General features: G+C 65.9%; 14 protein-coding genes. 7 read left to right on the forward strand and 7 right to left on the reverse strand.

Features of this window, described 5'->3' with window-relative positions; translation table 11 throughout:
• Positions 1-5: 5 nt before the first annotated feature.
• The 4 genes from ACSQ22_RS16875 to ACSQ22_RS16890 form a co-directional block, all read right to left on the reverse strand.
• Positions 6-1,010, reverse strand: a complete 1,005-nt coding sequence (locus ACSQ22_RS16875; protein ID WP_121507504.1) for a tripartite tricarboxylate transporter substrate binding protein — start codon at positions 1,008-1,010, stop codon at positions 6-8.
• A gap of 66 nt (positions 1,011-1,076) precedes the next feature.
• On the reverse strand, positions 1,077-1,427 hold the full coding sequence (locus ACSQ22_RS16880; protein WP_436130994.1) for an NIPSNAP family protein: 351 nt from the start codon (positions 1,425-1,427) through the stop codon (positions 1,077-1,079).
• Positions 1,417-3,180, reverse strand: coding sequence for an FAD-dependent oxidoreductase (locus ACSQ22_RS16885; protein WP_436130995.1), 1,764 nt, complete (start codon positions 3,178-3,180; stop codon positions 1,417-1,419). The genes ACSQ22_RS16880 and ACSQ22_RS16885 overlap by 11 nt, the downstream gene beginning before the upstream one ends.
• 125 nt (positions 3,181-3,305) lie before the next feature.
• On the reverse strand, positions 3,306-4,172 hold the full coding sequence (locus tag ACSQ22_RS16890; RefSeq protein WP_436130996.1) for an SDR family NAD(P)-dependent oxidoreductase: 867 nt from the start codon (positions 4,170-4,172) through the stop codon (positions 3,306-3,308).
• Positions 4,173-4,298: 126 nt separating this feature from the next.
• Here ACSQ22_RS16890 and ACSQ22_RS16895 point away from each other — a divergent pair, with 126 nt between their 5' ends.
• Positions 4,299-5,210 (forward strand): helix-turn-helix domain-containing protein, encoded by a 912-nt coding sequence (locus tag ACSQ22_RS16895; RefSeq protein ID WP_436130997.1) that lies wholly within the window; start codon positions 4,299-4,301, stop codon positions 5,208-5,210.
• An 86-nt stretch (positions 5,211-5,296) separates the two neighbouring features.
• Here ACSQ22_RS16895 and zwf read toward each other — a convergent pair whose 3' ends face one another.
• Positions 5,297-6,751 carry a glucose-6-phosphate dehydrogenase gene (gene zwf, locus ACSQ22_RS16900; protein WP_228898863.1) on the reverse strand — a complete coding sequence of 485 codons (1,455 nt, stop codon included), beginning with the start codon at positions 6,749-6,751 and terminating at the stop codon, positions 5,297-5,299.
• A gap of 187 nt (positions 6,752-6,938) precedes the next feature.
• Here zwf and pgi point away from each other — a divergent pair, with 187 nt between their 5' ends.
• Together pgi and ACSQ22_RS16910 are read left to right on the forward strand one after the other, a co-directional pair.
• Positions 6,939-8,504: a glucose-6-phosphate isomerase gene (gene pgi / locus ACSQ22_RS16905; protein ID WP_436130998.1), complete on the forward strand. Its 1,566-nt coding sequence runs from the start codon at positions 6,939-6,941 to the stop codon at positions 8,502-8,504.
• A 109-nt stretch (positions 8,505-8,613) separates the two neighbouring features.
• A complete protein-coding gene (locus tag ACSQ22_RS16910) occupies positions 8,614-9,840 on the forward strand; it encodes an AGE family epimerase/isomerase (protein WP_436130999.1) in 1,227 nt (408 codons plus the stop codon).
• Positions 9,841-9,913: 73 nt separating this feature from the next.
• On the opposite strand, the gene ACSQ22_RS16915 is transcribed toward ACSQ22_RS16910, so the two are convergent.
• The gene (locus tag ACSQ22_RS16915; protein WP_228898860.1) at positions 9,914-10,399 is read right to left on the reverse strand and encodes a hypothetical protein; all 486 of its coding nucleotides are present in this window, start codon (positions 10,397-10,399) and stop codon (positions 9,914-9,916) included.
• A complete protein-coding gene (locus ACSQ22_RS16920) occupies positions 10,396-11,361 on the reverse strand; it encodes an SMP-30/gluconolactonase/LRE family protein (protein ID WP_436131000.1) in 966 nt (321 codons plus the stop codon). The genes ACSQ22_RS16915 and ACSQ22_RS16920 overlap by 4 nt, the downstream gene beginning before the upstream one ends.
• 99 nt (positions 11,362-11,460) lie before the next feature.
• Here ACSQ22_RS16920 and edd point away from each other — a divergent pair, with 99 nt between their 5' ends.
• The 4 genes from edd (at position 11,461) to ACSQ22_RS16940 (ending at position 16,969) form a co-directional block, all read left to right on the forward strand.
• Positions 11,461-13,230, forward strand: coding sequence for a phosphogluconate dehydratase (gene edd, locus ACSQ22_RS16925; protein ID WP_436131001.1), 1,770 nt, complete (start codon positions 11,461-11,463; stop codon positions 13,228-13,230).
• 161 nt (positions 13,231-13,391) lie between these two features.
• Entirely contained in the window at positions 13,392-14,021 is a 630-nt protein-coding gene (gene eda, locus ACSQ22_RS16930; protein ID WP_436131002.1) for a bifunctional 4-hydroxy-2-oxoglutarate aldolase/2-dehydro-3-deoxy-phosphogluconate aldolase, read from the forward strand.
• Between the two features lie 221 nt (positions 14,022-14,242).
• The gene (locus ACSQ22_RS16935) at positions 14,243-14,542 is read left to right on the forward strand and encodes a DUF805 domain-containing protein (RefSeq protein WP_121422375.1); all 300 of its coding nucleotides are present in this window, start codon (positions 14,243-14,245) and stop codon (positions 14,540-14,542) included.
• A gap of 321 nt (positions 14,543-14,863) precedes the next feature.
• Positions 14,864-16,969, forward strand: coding sequence for a TonB-dependent siderophore receptor (locus ACSQ22_RS16940; protein ID WP_436131003.1), 2,106 nt, complete (start codon positions 14,864-14,866; stop codon positions 16,967-16,969).
• The last annotated feature ends 62 nt before the right edge of the window (positions 16,970-17,031 follow it).

Consider the following 17,031-nt stretch of genomic DNA (forward strand, 5'->3'; position numbering starts at 1 on the left):
TGCGCTCAGTCCACGGCGATGCGGCGTTCCTTGATGAGCGCTGACAGGAGCTGCGTTTCTGCACCGATGGTCTGCTGGAAGGCGGTGGCGTCCTGCACGATGGGTTCGGCCCCCAGGTCGGCAAAGCGGCTTTTCACCTCCGGCAGGGCGACCGCCTTGGCGATCTCGCTGGCCAGTCGGTTCACGATGTCGCTGGGCGTGCCTGCGGGCGCAAACACGCCAAACCAGTTGCCCAGTTCCACGCCCTTGATGCCCAGCTCGGTCAGGGTGGGTGCCTCCGGGAAGAAGGCCGAGCGCTTGGTGCCGGTCACGGCCAGCAGCCGTGCGCGGCCTTCGCGGATGTGCTGGAAGCCGGTGGCCGGGTCGAAGTAGTAGTCCACCTGCCCGGCCAGGATGTCCTGCAGCGCCGGTGCCGCGCCTCGGTAAGGCACATGCACGGCGTCAAACCCCGCCTGCTGCTTGAAGAGTTCGCCCACCAGGTGCATCTGGGTGCCAGCCCCCCCGGAGGCATAGCTGAGCTTGCCAGGCGCCGCCTTGGCCATGGCCACCAGGTCGTTGGCGCTTTGCACAGGCAGCCCCTTCTTGGCCACGAGGTAGAGCTGGGCGTAGCCAAGGCTGGCTACGGGGCGCAGGTCGCGCTCGGGGTTCAGTGCAGGCTTGAACAGGAAGGGGTTGGCTGTCTGCACCGAAATGGGGGCCACCATCAGCGTGTGGCCATCGGGTGCGGCCTTGCTGGTTTCCATCACGCCCAGGTTGCCGCTGGCCCCCGGCTTGTTGTCCACCACGACGGGCTGGCCGAGCGACTTGCTCAGTGCCGCGCCTGCGACGCGGGCCATCACGTCGGTGGTACCGCCAGCCGGAAAGCCCACGACCAACCGGATGGGCTTGCTCGGCCACGCTGGAGGCTGGGCCAGGCTGGCGCCCGTGGTGGCGGCCAGGCAGGCTGCGGCGCTGGCGCGCAGCAGCAGGTTGCGACGGGTGATGAAGGTGCGAAGGGATGGGATGTGCATGGTTTGTCTCCGTTGATGTTGTATCTGGTGGTCTGGTGAATGCAATGGGGCAGGGCGGGTGTTGCTTCAGGGCTGGTGCATCCTCCAGCCCGGCATGGGCGTTGCGCGGACAAGGCGCGTTTCCTGCGCCACGATCAGGTGCTCGGACGCTGCCAGGTAGGCGGGAAACGCTGGGTGGCTGTCGCGGGCCTGGCAGCGGCGCTCGTAGTCGGCCAGGTCTTCGTAGGCCCACAGGTGCACGAACTGGTTCAAGGGACCGACCTGGCTGACGTAAAACCCCACCGGGTGTGCCAGTGTGTCCATCAGCACGGGCATGGCCATGCGGTTGAACACCTCCAGGAACTCGCCCATCTTGCGCAGGCGGATGGTGTAGACGCGGTGGTCCACCAGGGGCTTGGCCAAGGGCTCATGCGGCATGGCAGGCCTCCTTGCGGGTGGGCGTTGTGCGTTGGCCTGGCGGCCATGCGCCCGCCACGTGGCGGCCGGTGATCCAGCCAAAGGTCATGGCCGGCCCCAGCGTGATGCCGGCACCAGGGTAGTTGCCGCCCATGATGCTGGTGCGGTCGTTGCCCACGGCGTACAGCCCGGGTACGGCCTGCCCGTCGGCACGCAGCACCTGGCCTTCGGTGGTGGTGCGCAAGCCCTCGAAGGTGCCCAGGTCGCCCATGACGACCTTGACGGCGTAGTAAGGGCCGGGACCGATAGGGGCCACACAGGGGTTGGGCTGCTGGTCGGGGTCGGCCAGGTAGCGGTTGAAGGCCGTGGTGCCGCGCCCGAACTGGCGGTCCTCGCCGGTGCGCGCGCCAGCGTTGTACTCGCGCACGGTGGCTTCCAGCCCCTCGGGGTCGATGCCAGCGGCCTGGGCCAGGTCTGCCAGCGTGCGGCCCTTGAAGAGGTAGCCCTTGCGGATCAGGCCGCCCACGGGCATGGGCGCAGGCTTGGCATAGCCCAGGCCGTATTTGGACAGCGTGGCCTGGTCGCACAGCAGCCACATGGCGGTCTCGCGCTGACCACGACAAGCCTCGATCATGGCAGCGCCCACGTCGTGGTACGAGTGGGACTCGTTGGTGAAACGCCGCCCGTTGCGCAGCACTCCAATGATGCCGGGCTTGTAGCGGTCCAGCAGGTGCGGAAACACTCCCGTGCGACCTTGGCTCAGGGGCACGCGCGACACCGGCATCCAGGCGGCTGCGCCCACGCCGTCAAAGCGCTCATCCACTTGCCCCCCGACCTGCGCGCCCAGGCGCAGGCCATCGCCGGTGTTCTCTGCGGGCACAGGCGAGAGGTGCTCGCCACCACTCGCCAGGTGCGGGTAGCGCTGGGTGATGCGGGCCACATCGTGGGGGTAGCCGCCGCAGGCCAGCACCACGCCCCGGCGGGTGCGGATGCGCCGTTCGCCCCGGGGCGTGTGCACGCGTGCACCGGTCACGCGGTCATCAGCTTGCAGCAGTTCGCGCGCTTCGGCCTCGGTGTGGATCGGAATGCCCAGGTCGAAACAGGTCTTGGCCAAGCGCGCAGCCAGGGCGTTGCCACTGGTCACCTGCACGCCTCGGCGGTAGCGCACCAGGTCCAGCAGGTGGCCCCCCAGGCGCCGTGCCACATAGGCAGCCGACACCACCGATTTGGTGGCGCGGAAGAAATGCTTGAGGTCGGCGTTCGACGAATTGAACATCATGCCCACGAAGGTGATCGTGGACAGCGGTGGGCGTAGCCGTGCCAGCTCTGGACCCAGCTGGCTCGCGTCATAGGGCGCGGCCAGGATGGAGCGGCCAATGGCAGCGCCCCCTGGTGCGTCGGGGTGGTAGTCGGGGTAGAGCGTGGGCACGAAGCGCACGGCAGTCTCGCGCTCGAACCAGGCCACCATCTCGGGCGCATGGTCCAGGAAGGCGTCGACCGCATCAGCTTTGTAGAACGGCCCCGTCTGGTCCTTCATGTAGGTGCGCATGGCCTCGCGGGTGTCTGGTGCAGCACATTGGGTGTTGCCGGGGATCCAGAGCACCCCGCCCGAGAAGGCGGTGGTGCCCCCGAAGCAGGTTGCCTTTTCGATCACGATGACATCCAGTCCGTGTTTCCTGGCCGCGATGGCGGTGGACAGGCCGCCGGCGCCGGAGCCCACGACCAGCAGGTCGCACGTCAGTTCCTCGCAGGAGGAAGGGTTGGCAGGGTTCATGTTGCAGTCTCCTTGTTGAGGGGTGTATGTACAGGGGGCGCTGGGCATTGCCCATGCGGCGGCCTGCGCCGGTGGCGCTTGGTGCGTGGGTTCTGGTGAGGGGACGCCGTGCGGGGCGGTGCGCGTCAGGTGGCTGGGGCCGGCGTGCGGTTGAAGCCCGGGCGCGGCACCATGTCCATCAACATGCAGCCCAGGCCGCCATCGACCAGCAGCTCTGCGCCGTTCATGTAGGCCGATCGGTCGCTGGCGAGGAACAGCGCGGGTTCGGCAATATCCCGGGGCTCGCCAACGCGGCGGCTGGCGGTGGCCGCCGCGCGACGCGCCTCGAAACCCGGCTCCTCATAGAAGCGGGCAGACAGCGCGGTGCGGATCATCCCGGGGCAGATGGCGTTGCTGCGCACGCCCCGGGGGCCCCACTCGGCCGCCAGCTGGCGCGACAGCAGCAGCACCCCCGCCTTGCTGGCGCTGTAGGCGCCGCTGGCAGTCTGCGGGTGCAAGGCCGATACCGATGCAACATGCACCAGTGAACCCCGGCCCGCCTGCAGCATGTCCTGCCCAAAGGCACGACTGCATAGCAGGTAGCCGGTCAGGTTGACGGCCAACACGGCGTTCCAGTCGGCCAGCGTGACGCTGTCAAGGCTACCCGGACGAAGCAGGCCCGCGTTGTTGACCAGAACGGCGGTGGGCCCAAGGCTTTCACGCACCTGCACGGCTGCGGCGGACACAGCGCTTTCGTCGGTGATGTCGCAGGCCACAGCCAGCGCATGGCCTCCCTGGGTGGTCAATCGTGTGGCCACCTGTCGGGCGGCCTCTCCGTCACGGTCCAGCAACGCCACCTGGGCACCGACCGCTGAAAACGCGCCTGCAATGGCGGCTCCGATGCCGCTGCCGGCCCCAGTTACGACGCAGACGCGTCCCTTCAGTCGTAGCCAGTCGGCGCCCTGCGCGGAGGAAAATTCATCGTGAGCGATGCGGTTGTCGCTGTGGTTCATGGGCCGCTGTCTCCTTGTGGTGATGGGGTGAAGCATCCCGCACCCTGCGGCTTTTCTCAATCGACAAAGCGAGCGATGAACAGGACAATTCGTGCATATGCCACCCACTCAGAATGAGGGAAAACCATGAGAATCGAGCCCGGGACGGTGCGACAGTTCGCGCTCTACGGCACGCAGGACGCTTCGCCGGCCTGGGCCGATCTGGTGCATCTGGAGCGGGTGCCTGAACGTTCCAGCTTGTTTGGTTGGGAGATCGACTTGCATTTCCACGAGGGGCTGATCCAAGTGCTGTACCTGACGGCGGGCGGCGCGGGCGGCAGCGCGCTGATGGACGGCCAGCGCTGGCCGCTGCACCCGCCATGCCTGGTGGTGATTCCCGCGCGCACGGTGCATGGGTTCAGCTTTCATCCGGCCACGGACGGCCCGGTCATCACTGCGGCGCAGAAGCCGCTGGAGTCGCTGGCTGCCCTGGCGGCGCCGGAGTTGCTGGAGCACATCCGCCGCCCCCTGGTCCTGCCGGTGGATCCGGGTGGACGTCATGCGCAGGCGCTACAACCCTTGTTTGAGGTGATCGAGCAGGAGTCCCATGGCGATGGGGGCGTTAGGGCCGCAGGTATGCCCCTGCTGGTGGCTCTGTTCGTGCAGATTGCCCGTTTGGCGCAGACGTCCGCCGCGCTGCCGGGGCCTGGGCGCTCGCGCAAGGCCGGGCAGATCGAGCGGTTCCGTGCCTTGCTGGATGTGCATGTCCGCCAGCACACGCCCGTGCGTTCCTACGCGGACGCGCTGGGGATTTCCGTAGGGCAACTCTCGCGCCTGTGCCGCGAAGTGCTCGGCATGTCGGCCCAAGATATGGTCAACGCGCGCGTGGTGCACGAAGCGCAACGAGAGCTGGTGTATTCGTCCCTGTCGGTCAAGCAGATCGCCGCCGAGCTGGGGTTTGAGGACGAGGCGTACTTCGGTCGGTTCTTTAGGAAACACACAGGCCAACGCCCCACCGATTTCAGGCGGGAGGCCCGGGCGCAGCTGGCGGGCGCCTGATTGATCTGCCGCAGCGCGGCGCGCCCGGGTGAAGAGCGTGATGGCGAGGAGAGACGTGGTGGAGAAAGGTGGCGTGAACGCCCCGCTCACATCTCCTCGCTCCAGCAATACCCATCCCTCGCAATCATCGCGCTGGCCGAGCTAGGCCCCCAGCTGCCCGCCGTGTACGGGCGCGGCCCCACGGGGTCGTTCTTCCAGTGCTGCAGGATGGGCTCGACCCAGCGCCAGGCTTCTTCCTGCTCGTCGCTGCGCACAAACAGGTTCAGGCGGCCTGCAATCACGTCGAGCAGCAGGCGTTCGTAGGCGCCCACGCGCTCGGTGCCAAAGCGCTGGTCGAAGTCCAGGTTCAGGTGCACCTGCGACAGCGCTGGCTCCGTCTGGTGCTGGGCGGCGCCTTGGGCCAGCAGGTGCAGCTCCAGCCCGTCCTTGGGCTGCAGGTTGATCACCAGGCGGTTGGCGGCGCCCACCGGGGTCTTGAAGATGGGATGCGGCACCGGGCGGAAGTTGACGACGATGTGCGCGTCGCGCCCGGCGAGGCGCTTGCCGGTGCGGATGTAGAACGGCACTCCGGCCCAGCGCCAGTTGCTGATCTCGGTGCGCAGCGCGACAAAGGTTTCGGTGGTGCTGCCGGGGGCCACGCCTTTTTCCTGCGCGTAGCCGGGCACTTGCGCGCCGTGCACGTTGCCCGCCGCGTACTGACCCCGAATCACGTGCTGGCCGATGGTCTCCATGCTCCAGGGCTTGAGCGACTGCAGCACCTTGAGCTTTTCATCGCGGATGGCGTTGGCGCTGGAGTTGATGGGCGGCTCCATGCCGATGGCGCACAGCAGTTGCAGCGCGTGGTTCTGCACCATGTCACGCAGGGCGCCGGTCTGGTCATAGAACGCACCGCGCGACTCCACGCCCAGTTCTTCGGCAATGGTGATCTGGATGTTGGCAATGGTTTCGCGCCGCCACAGGGGCTCGAACAGTGCGTTGCCAAAGCGCATGGCAAACAGGTTCTGCACCGAGGGCTTGCCCAGGTAGTGGTCGATGCGAAAGACCTGCTCTTCCTTGAGCACGCGGCGCAGCGTGTCGTTGATGGCCTGGTTCGATTGGAGATCGTGGCCCAGCGGTTTTTCCAGTACCACGCGGGTGGTGGGGCCGTTCAGGCCCACGGCGGCGATCTGCTCGCACACGTTGGTGAACAGGCTGGGCGCGGTGGCCACATACATCACCACCGAGTCGGCGCCGCGTTCATGCAGCATGGCAGCCAGCTTGGTGTAGTCCTCTGTTTTGGACAGATCCATGCGCAGGTAGTGCAGCAGCGCGCCAAAGCGTTCGAACTCGTCCGGGGTGGGGCGCTTGGCCAGTTCCACGCTGTCAAACCGCGCCTTTATCAGGCTGCGGTATTGTTCGTGGCTCAGCTCGTCACGCGCCACGGCAATGATGCGCCCCCCCTCGGGCAGCGTTCCGTGCCGGAACGCCTGAAACAATGCGGGCATGAGCTTGCGCCAGGCCAGGTCACCTGTTCCACCAAACAGGACAAGGTCAAAACTCATGGGGTCTCCGTATCAGGGTGTTGTTGTGCGTCTGCGGCTGGAAATTGTAATCTCGTTACATTGAATTGTGTAGCTGTAGAGGCTGTAAAACGTTTTTTGACAGTTCGTGCGCAGAAAATTATTAGATAAATTGTGTAATCAAGTTACTATCTCGCCGGTTTTCACCTCCCCACATCCTGAATCCACCATGTCCTCCCTCCGTTGCGACCAAACTCCGCAGTGGCCTCAGTTGCAGGCCGCGTTCTCCGCAGATGGCAGCCGTCTGGACCTGCGGAAGGCCTTTGCCAGCGATGCGCAGCGCTTTGAGCACTTCAGCCAGCATGCGCCCGAGGTGTTTGCGGACCTTTCCAAGAACCTGTGGGACGCCACCACCGAAGCGCTGCTGCTAGACATGGCCCGTGCCAGTGGACTCACCCGGCACCGCGACGCCATGTTCGGCGGCCAGCCCATCAACAGCACCGAAGGCCGCGCCGTGCTGCACACGCTGCTGCGCCGCCCCCGGGGCCTGGCGTTGCCCGGCGACGGGCCAGACATTGCACACGAGCTGGCCCAGGTGCACACCACGCTGGATGCCATGCTGGCCTATGCCGACACGGTGCGTGCTCATGAGTCCATCACCGACGTGGTGAACATCGGCATCGGCGGCTCGGACCTGGGCCCGCACATGGCCGTGCTGGCGCTGGAGCAGTTCCGTGCACCGGGCAAGCGCCTGCACTTTGTCTCCAACGTGGACGGGCATGAGCTGCACACCACACTGCGCACGCTCAAGCCCGAGAGCACGCTGTTCCTCATCGCCTCCAAGACCTTCACCACGGCAGAGACCATGACCAACGCGCGCTCGGCGCTGGCCTGGTTTGCGGCGCAAGGCGGTCAGGATGTGGGGCGCCACTTTGCGGCACTGACCACCAATGTCGATGCCGCGCAGGCGCTGGGCATCACCACCACCTTCGGCTTCTGGGACTGGGTGGGTGGGCGCTATTCGCTCTGGTCCGCCATTGGCCTGCCGATCGCGATTGCGATTGGCTCGGCGGGCTTTCGCGATCTGCTGGCCGGTGCTCATGCCATGGACGAGCATTTCCGCACAGCGCCGCTGGCGCAGAACCTGCCGGTGCGGCTGGGCCTGCTGGACATCTGGTACCGCAACTTCCATGGCTTCACCAGCCGCTGCATTGCGCCCTACCATGCCGCATTGCGCCGCCTGCCGGCCTATCTGCAGCAACTGGAGATGGAGAGCAATGGCAAGCGCGTGGGGCTGGACGGCCAGCCGCTGCCCTATGCCACGTCGCCCGTGCTGTGGGGCGAGCCGGGCACCAACGGCCAACACGCGTTCTTCCAGATGCTGCATCAGGGCACCGACGTGCTGCCGCTGGAACTCATCGCCGTGCGCCAGCCCACCCACCCACTCCCGGGCCATCACAACAAGCTGCTGGCCAACGCCCTGGCGCAGGCCCAGGCGCTGATGGTGGGCAAGGAGGGGGAAGATGGGCACCGCCACTTCCCGGGCAACCGTCCCAGCACCTTCTTGCTGCTGGATGCGCTCACCCCCGCCTCGCTGGGCGCGCTGATTGCGCTGCAGGAGCACCGCGTGTTCGTAAGTGGCAGCCTGTGGGGCATCAACAGCTTTGACCAATGGGGTGTGGAGCTGGGCAAGGTGCTGGCCAAGGACATTGAGGCGCGGCTGGCCAGTGGCGACGCTGCGGGGCTGGATGGCTCGACCGCCGGCCTGCTGGGCCTTCTGCGCAGCGCGGCCTGACTCCCGGAACATTGCTCGTTTTGGGGCAGCGCTGGCGGCAGACCAGGCCCCCACCGACAGAGGCCTGCACGGTCTCTGGCCTACAGCTAACGCATCAGGAGACACCCCCATGGCGATTCCGCCCTATCCGGACTTCCGCTCCGCAGCCTTTTTGCGCCAGCATCTGCGTGACACCATGGCGTTCTACGACCCCGTGGCCACCGACGCGAGCGGCGGGCAGTACCACTTCTTCCTGGATGACGGCGCGGTGTACGACACGCGCACCCGCCACCTGGTCAGCGCTACCCGTTTTGTGGTCACGCACGCCATGCTCTACCGCACCACGGGCGAGGCACGCTACCAGGCCGGCATGTTGCACGCGCTGCAGTTTCTGCGCACCGCGTTCCTCGACCCCGCCACTGGCGGCTACGCCTGGCTGATCGACTGGAATGAAAGGCGAGCCACCGTACAAGACGCCACGCGCCACTGCTATGGCATGGCCTTTGTGATGCTGGCCTACGCCCGCGCCTTTGAGGCTGGCGTGCCCGAAGCCCGCGAGTGGCTGGCCCAGGCCTTTGATACCGCCGAACAGCATTTCTGGCAACCCACCGCAGGCTTGTATGCCGACGAGGCCAGCCCCGATTGGCAGCTCACAGGCTACCGGGGCCAGAACGCCAACATGCACGCCTGCGAGGCCCTGATCTCGGCCTTCCGCGCCACGGGCGAGCGCCGCTACATCGAGCGTGCCGAGCAGCTGGCGCAAGGCATCTGCCAGCGGCAGGCGGCGTTATCCAGCCCTGCCAGCGCCCCGGCTGCCGAAGGCTGGGTGTGGGAGCATTTCCACGCCGACTGGTCGGTGGACTGGGACTACAACCGCCACGACCGCAGCAACATCTTCCGCCCCTGGGGCTACCAGATCGGCCACCAGACCGAATGGGCCAAGCTGCTGCTGCAACTGGATGCCCTGCTGCCCGCCGACTGGCACTTGCCCTGCGCACAGCGCCTGTTCGATGCCGCTGTAGAACGCGGCTGGGATGCCGAACACGGCGGCCTGTACTACGGCATGGCGCCTGACGGCAGCATCTGCGACGACGGCAAATACCACTGGGTGCAGGCCGAGAGCATGGCCGCCGCTGTCGTTCTGGCTGTGCGCACGGGCGACGATCGGTATTGGCAGTGGTACGACCGCATCTGGGCCTACTGCTGGGAGCACTTCGTGGACCACGAACATGGTGCGTGGTTTCGCATCCTGCATCGGGACAACCGCAACACCACCCGCGAGAAAAGCAATGCAGGGAAGGTGGACTATCACAACATGGGGGCGTGTTTTGACGTGCTGGGGGTGGTTGGTCGCTAGCAAAGCACTGCGTGCTGGTGCACGGATGCTATGTCTGCCCCTGTCTCTGGCGCGACGGCTGCGCTGCTACGCACTAGCGAATGAACGCCGGGGCGCCGGTGTTCGGTTCGAGTTCGGGCGGGGAAGGACGAAAGCCTTCCTCTGTCCTGGAGTGCTTGCACCCGGGGCTTGATGGGGAACCCACAGCTTCAATCTCAACCGATGCAGATAGGGTGGGGGAGGGTTGGACAAAAAAGAAGAGCACTTGGGCTGGGACGCCGTTTCGCTTCAATAGATTCGTGACATAGGCGGCTCTGGCTTCGGCCATGGTTTTGGTGTCGTGTTTGTCGATGAGGAACTTTGCTTCACCGATCACAACAACCAGCGGACACCAATCCGCTTCACGCAGAGATTCTGCAAATGTGGCCACTGCTTGTCGATCTGCTGCGGCAAGGGTGACGCCACTCTCATGGAATTGAACAACGTGCGTCTTGAGCGCCTTCATGCTGAGGGCCGAAGCGTCGAATGCCAGGCAGCTTCCCGCGAAAAAGGCGGCACATGTTCGAAGGGTGTAGTTCATGGTGAGGCGCCTTTTTGAGCTGCGCTCGTCGATTGTCCTTGGAGAAAATTCACTGGCAGTCCTGCCACTTCCACCCGCACGCTGAACAGCGATCCCGCAGGAGTCTTCGCCTCCTGCTCCTCCACCGGCCTCCCAGCCCGTGCCGACGTGACGTACAGCGTCCGCAGATCCTCCCCCCCAAAACACACCATGGTCGGGCACTGCACTGGCACTGCAAGGCGCTGCAGCACCTCACCCGATGGCGAGAGTTGCAACACACAAGCGCCTTCGTACATCGCCACCCAGTAGTTGCTTTCCACATCCACCGCCGCGCCATCGGGCCTGCCGCCGTAGGGCTGGCCTTCCACCTTGCGGTCGAACTGCACCCAGGGGCGGCGGTTCGTGATCTCACCCGTGGCCACGTCAAAGTCAAACCGGTCAATGCGATGTTCGGGCGTGTTGGACCAGTACAGCGTGCGGTTGTCGGGGCTGAAGGCCAGGCCGTTGGCGGTGAAGTTGTTGGCGGCCATCTGGCGCACGCGGTAGCCCGTGGCACTGGCCGCGTCGGCCTGCAGGCACCACAGCGCGGCATCCGGCGCGGTGCGAGGGCTGATGACCGAGCCCGCCCAGAACCGGCCTGCGGTGTCGCACCGGCCATCATTCAGGCGCAGCACAGCGGTGTCGTGCTGATCAGGTGGCAGCAGGGCCAGGCAGGTGAGGGCGGTGGTGTCGGCACTGTCCTTCGCCGTATCCAGAAGGTAGAAACCGTTTCGTAACCCGATTACCAATCGCCCGCCCGCTGCAGGCGCGCAGCAGCCGGGCTCACTGGGCATGCGCCATTGCCGGTGGCGACCGCTTTCAGGATGCCATGCGTGTACTGCTTGTCCCTGAATGTCACACCAGTAAAGGGATTTTTCCGTGGGGTGCCAGAAGGGTGATTCGCCCAGTTCGGAGGGCGGCAGGGGCAGGGTTTGCAGGGACATGGGTTGAAGTGGGGTGGTTATCGAGTTACATTCTAGGGCCTCAGACAACGGGCTCCGGCGCCATGCACGGGGTCCTGCCACCCACCGATGGAGACTTCCATGCACCCAGTTGTAGCGCGCGTGACCGAGCGCATTGTCCAGCGCAGCGCAGACACCCGCGGCGCTTACCTCGCAGGCATCGACGCCATGATCGCCCGCAAGCCCGCACAAGACCGCATGGGCTGCGCCAATCTGGCCCACGCCTATGCCGCGCTGCCCGGCGCTGACAAGTTCAAGATCACGGTCGAAAAGGCGCCCAACATTGGCGTGGTCACGGCCTACAACGACATGTTGTCGGCCCACCAGCCCTACCAAAGTTACCCCGCCGTTCTGCGGGATGAGGCCGCCCAGCACGGCGCCACGGTGCAGGTGGCAGGCGGTGTGCCTGCGATGTGCGACGGCGTGACGCAGGGCACGCCCGGCATGGAGCTGTCGCTGTTCTCCCGCGATGCCATTGCCATGGCCACTGCGGTAGCGCTGTCCCACGATGTGTTCGATGGCGCGCTGCTGCTGGGCGTGTGCGACAAGATCGTGCCGGGCCTGCTGATTGGCGCGCTGCACTACGGGCACCTGCCCTGCGTGTTTGTGCCCGCAGGCCCCATGGGCACCGGCCTGTCGAACAAGGACAAGTCCAAGGTGCGTGAGCAGTACGCGCAAGGCCTCGTGGGGCGGGATGAATTGCTCAAGGCCGAATCCGCCGCGTACCACAGCCCCGGCACCTGCACCTTCTACGGCACGGCCAACAGCAACCAGATGCTGCTGGAAGCCATGGGCTTGCACGTGCCTGGCGCGGCCTTTGCACCGCCCGGCACTGAAGAGCGCGAAGCCTTCACGCGGCAGGCCGTGCGCACGGTGCTCGACATCGGCAAGCGCGGTGCGCGCTTCACGCCCATCGGGCGCGTGGTGGACGAGCGCTGCATCGTCAATGCCATGGTGGCCTTGCTGGCCACGGGCGGCTCCACCAACCATCTGATCCACTGGGTGGCCATTGCGCGCAGCGCGGGCATCCTGATCGACTGGTCGGACTTTGACGAGCTGTCTTCCGCCGTGCCGCTACTGGCCCGCGTGTACCCCAATGGCGATGCCGACGTGAACCAGTTCCAGGCCGCAGGTGGCCCCGCGTGGATCTTGCGCGAGCTGCTGGCCGGCGGCTTCATGCACCCCGATGTGATGAGCGTGAACACCGGCGGCATTGCCGTAGGCGGGCAGGGCGCTCCGGAGGTGTCGGGCGATGAAACCGTGTTGCGCCCCGTGACCCGGCCGTTCTCGCCCACCGGCGGTCTGCGCCTGCTGCAAGGGCGCCTGGGTCGCGCGGTGATCAAGGTGTCGGCCGTGCCCGAAGACCGCCACATCATCGAAGCGCCTGCGCGCGTGTTCGATTCGCAAGAGGCTTTGCTCGCCGCCTTTGCTGCGGGCGAGGTGCAGCAGGACATGGTGGCCGTGGTGCGCTTTCAGGGTCCGCAGGCCAACGGCATGCCCGAGCTGCACAAGCTCACCCCTCCGCTGGCCGTGCTGCAGAACCAGGGCTTCAAAGTGGCGCTGGTCACCGACGGCCGCATGAGCGGCGCATCGGGCAAGGTGCCCGCCGCCATCCACGTCACGCCCGAGGCACTGGCCGGTGGCCCGCTGGCCAAGGTGCTGGATGGCGACATTGTGCGGGTGGACGCTGTGGCGGGCACGCTCGATGTGCTGGTCGACGAAGCCACCTGGGCCGCCCGCCCCGTGGCGCCGTACACCGTGCCTCCCGCCACCGGCTTTGGCCGGGAACTGTTTACCAACTTTCGCCGCCACGCAGGCGGTGCCGAACAAGGAGCCTGCACATGGTTGTAGCAGGATGCACCCCCTGAGTCGCTGCGCGCCTTCCCCCTCTCTCGCTGAGCGGGAGGGGGACGCACCCAGTGGCCTGGCGAAGCCAGTTCCACGGGTGCACTGGTATGGGCCGCGCCCCTGTCATACGCCGCGTGCGGCATCCAACATCAAGGAGTATTTCCATGAATCCCATTGACATCGCGAGCCATGGCCCCGTCATCCCCGTCATCGTGATCGACCGCGTGGAAGACGCGCTGCCCCTGGCCGAGGCGCTGCTGGCCGGTGGCGTGAAGGTGCTGGAAGTCACACTGCGCACCGCTGCTGGCCTGCCCGCCATCGAAGCCATTGCGCGCAATTTGCCCGAGGCCGTGGTGGGCGTGGGCACGGTGCTCAACGCCGACGATGCGCGCCGCGCGAGCGAGGCCGGTGCACGTTTTGCGGTGAGCCCTGGCTACACCTCCGAAGTGGGCGGCGCCTGCAAGGGCCTGAATTTGCCGCTTCTGCCCGGTGTGGCCACGTCCAGCGAAATCATGGCCGCGCTGGTCGATGGGTTCTCGTTCCTCAAGCTCTTCCCGGCCGAGGCCGCGGGCGGCATCCCTCTGCTCAAGGCCTGGGCCAGTCCGTTTGGCCAGGTCAGCTTTTGCCCCACGGGTGGCATCAGCCTGGCCACTGCGCCCAACTACCTGGCGCTGCCCAATGTGCGCTGCGTGGGCGGTTCGTGGCTGACGCCCGCCGACGCCGTGCGTGCGGGCGACTGGGCGCGCATCACCCAGCTGGCGCGCGAGACGCATGCGCTGCGCAAGGCCGTGTGAGTTTTCCAGGATTTGATGCGAAATAGGGCTCTAGCGCTTTTCCTGTAAGCGCTGATAGCTATAAGAATAGAAGCATCCGTCGTTCCCTGGTCCGCCTGCAGAGTGAGGCGTAGTCGGTGGGGTGACTGGGCGTGTGGACTTGCTGCCCTGCGCGCCCCTATCATGGCGCGGGGCTTGGCCCTGCCACAACGGCTTTAAGTTTCAAAGAGAGGGAGTTCAGTATGGATTTTGTTTCGGCTATCAAAAGCTGCCTGGGGCAGTACGCGGGTTTCTCGGGCCGCGCCGTGCGCTCCGAGTTCTGGTGGTTTTTCCTGTTCCAGATCATCGTCATGGTGATCGCCAGCTTCCTGGGTGACGTGGTCTCCGGCATCGTCTCCATTGCACTGCTGCTGCCCGCATTCGCCGTGGGCGCGCGCCGACTGCACGACATTGGCCGCTCGGGTTGGTGGCAACTGCTGACGCTGACCGGCATCGGCGTGCTGCTGCTGATCTACTGGTGGGTGCAGCCCAGCGAGGGCTGATCTTTGCGACGCCGCTGCGGGCTCTCTCTGAGTCCGCCCGCGCCAAGCCCGCTGGTCTTACGGTCAGCGGGCTTTTTTGTGGGGGTGTGGCGGGGGCTCCGGGGTACCAGAGAGGTACCGCAACCTTGTGCAGCCCGAATATTGGTCAAAAGTGGCTCTGGCGCTTTCTTGATAAGCGCAAATAGCTATAAAAATAGAAGCAATCTCACTGCGATCCGAGCGCAACTTGTTGCTGTTGTACGACATCTTGTACCTGGAACGCGTGCCTGTGTGGTTTGATTTTTAGAATAGTAATCATTCTTATTTCTATTCTTGAAAATCATGAAACTCCAGCATCAGCGGACCGCAGTCTGCATGGGTATTGCGTTGGCTTTTGGAGGCGTCCCCGCCTGGGTCGCGGCCCAGGCCCAGGACGTGAGAGCCACCTTGTCCGAGGTGCGCGTGGACGCGAGCGCCGAGAAAGAATCGGCCACCGCGCCGGTGGTCGGCTACCGTGCCCGCAACGCGGCCACGGCCACCAAGACCGACACGCCCCTGGCCGAAACCCCCCAGTCCGTCACCGTGGTCACGCGCGACCAGATCGTGGACCAGGGCGCGACGACCTTCCAAGAGGCGCTGCTGTATGCCGCCGGGGTGCGCAGCGACGCCTATGGCCTGGACAGCCGCGCCGACAGTGTGCGGGTGCGCGGCAGCTCCCCCGACACGTACCTGGATGGTTTGCGCCAGAACTACAACTGGTACACCAGCACCACCCCCGCCGAACCCTACACGCTCGAGCGCATTGAAGTGCTGCGCGGCCCGTCGGGCATGCTTTTTGGCGCGGGCACGGTGGCGGGCGTGGTCAACATGGTCAGCAAGCGCCCGTTGCAGGAAGCGCAGCGCGAAGTGGGCGTGCAGCTGGGCAGCTGGAGCCGCAAGCAGCTGCAGGCCGACCTGACCGGCCCGCTCACGAAGGACGGCGAATGGTCGTACCGTCTTGTGGCCGTGGCGCGCGATGCGGACACGCAGACGGACTACGTGCAGAACGACCGGCGCCTGATCGCGCCCTCGCTCGCCTGGCGCCCCAATGCCGCCACCTCGCTGGTGCTGCAGGCCCACTGGCAGCAGGACCGCACGGGCACCACGGCGCAGTTCCTGCCCTGGTCGGGCACGCTGTTGCCCAACCCCAATGGCCAGCTTCCTATCAACCGCTTTATCGGCGAGCCGGGCGACTATTACGACAGCGACCGGCAATCCCTCGGCTACCTGTTCGAGCACCGCTTCAACGACGCATGGGCGGTGCGCCAGAACCTGCGCCTGGCACGCAATGAGAACCGCGGTGGCTACCACTATGCCGATTTCTTCACCATCCCGGGTGGCTGGGGCGCAGACCCTGTCAACCAGCGGCTGATTGACCGCGTCTACGGCAAGAACGTCACGCGCACCCGCATGGCAGCGGTGGACACCCATCTGCAGGGCAACCTCACCACCGGCGCCCTCAGCCACCAACTGCTGCTGGGTGTGGACTGGAACCGGCAGACCGAGAACAAGAACGAGGCCGACGATGCGTACAACACGCCCATCGATGCCTACGCCCCGGTGTACGGCAACGTTCTGAACCCGACGCTCATCGCACGGCCCGAGAACGTGCAGCGCCAAAGCGGCCTGTATGTGCAGGACCAGATGAAGTGGGGCAACTGGATGTTCATCGCCGGCCTGCGCCACGACCGTGCTGTGAACAGCCTGGCGGGCCAGTCCGACGACCGCACCAGCGACACCACCAAACGCCTGGGTGTGATGTACCAGTTGGGGGGCGGCTGGACGCCCTACATCAGTTATGCCGAATCCTTCAGCCCTGTGAGCGGCACCAACGCCTCGGGCCAGCGCTTCAAGCCGCTGGAGGGCGAACAGATCGAGGTGGGCGTGAAATATGCCCCCTCAGGCGGCACCACCCAGTTCACGGCGGCGGTGTACGACCTCAAGGAAAAGAACCAGAAGGTGGCCGACCCGACCAACCCCGACAACTCGCTGCAGGTGGGCCAGACCCGCAACAAGGGCCTGGAGCTGGAATACAAGGCGCGCGTGGCCACAGCGTTTGACCTGACCGCCCACTACAACTACACGGACGTCGATCCGCTGCTGGAAAACCTGCCGCGCCACCAGGCGGCCGTGTGGGGCGTGTACCGGTTCTCCATTGGCGGCGTGCGCGGCTTCTCGGCCGGTGCGGGGTACCGCTGGCTGTCGTCGTTCCGCGACGGCACGGGGCCGAAGGTTCCGGCGGCCGGTGTGGTGGATGCGCTGCTGGCCTACGACAGCCAGGACTGGCGCTACGCGCTCAATATCAGCAACCTGGCCGACAAGAAGTACATGAGCACCTGTCTGGCGCGTGGTGACTGCTGGTGGGCGACACGGCGCAATGTGGTGCTGAGCGCGACCTACAGGTTCTGACCGACCCGTTGGGGCGATCTGCTGCTCCGGCGGCATTCACCCGTGGATGTCAGCCCGGCAAG

This window comes from Acidovorax sp. LjRoot38 (genome assembly GCF_964252975.1).
GTDB classification, from domain to species: domain Bacteria; phylum Pseudomonadota; class Gammaproteobacteria; order Burkholderiales; family Burkholderiaceae_C; genus Acidovorax; species Acidovorax facilis.